We start from the raw sequence: 2,623 nt of genomic DNA, 5'->3' as shown, positions 1-2,623 counted from the left end.
CTCGACCGCCTCGAAGCCGAGAGCATCCACATCCTTCGCGAGGTGGCCTCGGAGTTCCAGAACCCGGTGATGATGTATTCGGTGGGCAAGGACAGCTCGGTGCTGCTGCACCTGCTGGTCAAGGCGTTCTACCCGGCCAAGCCGCCGATCCCGCTGCTGCACGTCGACACCGGCTGGAAGTTCGGCGAGATGATCGCCTTCCGCGACCGCCGCGCGCGCGAGGCCGGGGTCGAGTTGCGCACCCACACCAACACCGAGGGCGTGGCCCAGGGCATCAATCCGATCACCCACGGCGCGACCGTGCACACCGACGTGATGAAGACCCAGGCGCTGAAGCAGGCGCTGGACAAGTGGGGCTTCGACGCCGCGATCGGCGGCGCCCGCCGCGACGAGGAGAAGTCGCGGGCCAAGGAGCGCATCTTCAGCTTCCGCAACGCGCAGCACCGCTGGGACCCGAAGACCCAGCGCCCGGAGCTGTGGAACCTCTACAACACCCGGATCCACAAGGGCGAGTCGGTGCGGGTGTTCCCGATCTCCAACTGGACCGAGCTCGATGTCTGGCTGTACATCTTCCGCGAGAACATCCCGGTGCCGTCGCTGTACTTCGCCAAGCCGCGCCCGGTGGTCGAGCGCGATGGCGCGCTGATCATGGTCGACGACGAGCGCCTGCCGTTGCGCGCCGGCGAGAAGCCGCAGATGAAGAAGGTCCGCTTCCGCACCCTGGGCTGCTACCCGCTGACCGGCGCGATCGAGTCCGAGGCCGAGACCCTGGAGGCGATCATCGCCGAGATGCTGGTGGCGACGACCTCCGAGCGCCAGGGCCGGGTGATCGACCAGGACGCGTCGGCCTCGATGGAGCAGAAGAAGCAGGAGGGCTATTTCTGATGGACGCGATGAGCAAGAACGCCCGCGCCGCGGTCGCCGCCTACCTGCAGCAGCACGAAACCAAGGGCTTGCTGCGCTTCATCACCTGCGGCAGCGTCGACGACGGCAAGAGCACCCTGATCGGCCGGCTGCTGCACGACACCAAGCTGCTGCTCGATGACCAGATCGCCGCGCTGGAGGCCGACAGCCGCCGCCACGGCACCCAGGGCGAGGAGATCGATTTCGCGTTGCTGGTCGACGGCCTGAGTGCGGAGCGCGAGCAGGGCATCACCATCGACGTCGCGTATCGCTTCTTCGGCACCCAGCGGCGCAAGTTCATCGTCGCCGACTGCCCCGGCCACGAGCAGTACACCCGCAACATGGCCACCGGCGCGTCGACCGCGGAGCTGGCGATCGTGCTGGTCGACGCGCGCAAGGGCCTGCTGACCCAGACCCGCCGGCACAGCTACATCGTGTCGTTGCTGGGCATCCGCCACGTGGTGCTGGCGGTCAACAAGATGGACCTGGTCGACTACGACCAGCAAACCTTCGACGCGATCGAAGCCGACTACCGGCAACTGGCCGCCCAGCTCGGGATCGACCACGTCACCGCGATCCCGCTGTCGGCGCTGAAGGGCGACAACATGCTGGCGCATTCCGACAACACGCCGTGGTACCAGGGCCCGGCGCTGCTGGAGCACCTGGAGCAGGTCGAGGTGGCAGCGGCGGTCGACACCCGCGGCTTCCGCCTGCCGGTGCAGTGGGTGTGCCGGCCGAACCCGAACTTCCGCGGCTTCGCCGGCACCGTGCTGGCCGGCCCGGTCGCGCTGGGCGAGGAGATCGTGGTGCTGCCCTCGGGCCAGCGCAGCAAGGTCAAGGCGATCGTCACCGCCGACGGCGACCTCGATCGGGCCCCGCCGGGCCGCGCGGTGACCCTGACCCTCACGGACGAGATCGACGCCAGCCGCGGCGACGTCATCGCCGCGGCCTCCGACCTGCCGGAGGTCGCCGACCAGTTCGCCGCGCACCTGCTGTGGCTGGGCGAGCAGCCATTGCTGCCGGGCCGGCCGTACTGGCTCAAGGTCGGCAGCCGCACCGTCGGCGCCCAGATCACCGACATCCGGCACAAGGTCGACGTCAACACCCAGGACGAACTGGCCGCCCGCCAGCTCGACCTCAACGAGGTCGGCGTCTGCAACCTCATGCTCGACCAGCCGATCGCGTTCGAGCCCTACGCCGACGCCGACGGCGGCAAGAGCCGCGACCTCGGCGCGTTCATCCTGATCGACCGCCGCAGCAACGCCACCGTCGCCGCCGGCACCCTCGACTTCGCGCTGCGCCGGGCCGGCAACATCCACTGGCAGCACATCGACGTCGACAAGGCCGCGCGCGCCGCGATCAAGCACCAGCAGCCGCGCTGCCTGTGGTTCACCGGCCTGTCGGGCTCGGGCAAGTCGACGATCGCCAACCTGGTCGAGAAGCGCCTGCTCGCGCTGGGCCACCACACCTACATCCTCGACGGCGACAACGTGCGCCACGGCCTCAACAAGGACCTGGGGTTCACCGACGCCGACCGGGTCGAGAACATCCGCCGGGTCGCCGAGGTCGCCAAGCTCATGGTCGATGCCGGCCTGATCGTGCTGGTCAGCTTCATCTCGCCGTTCCGCGCCGAGCGGCAGATGGCGCGCGAGATGTTTGCCGACGGCGAGTTCGCCGAGGTGTACGTCGACACCCCGCTGGAGATCGCCGAGCAGCGCGA

At 68.9% G+C, this 2,623-nt stretch carries 2 protein-coding genes; both read left to right on the top strand.

What is annotated here, in order from left to right:
• On the top strand, positions 1-885 hold an 885-nt coding region (gene cysD / locus SNE34_RS14740; RefSeq protein WP_332618378.1), incomplete at its 5' end, for a sulfate adenylyltransferase subunit CysD.
• A partial coding sequence (gene cysN, locus SNE34_RS14735; RefSeq protein WP_425604559.1) for a sulfate adenylyltransferase subunit CysN occupies positions 885-2,623 on the top strand: 1,739 nt, incomplete at its 3' end. The genes cysD and cysN, both read left to right, overlap by 1 nt.

Origin of the sequence: Novilysobacter erysipheiresistens, from assembly GCF_036663935.1 — a bacterium.
GTDB classification, from domain to species: Bacteria; Pseudomonadota; Gammaproteobacteria; order Xanthomonadales; family Xanthomonadaceae; genus Novilysobacter; species Novilysobacter erysipheiresistens.
This window is presented reverse-complemented; position numbering and strand designations above follow the sequence as displayed.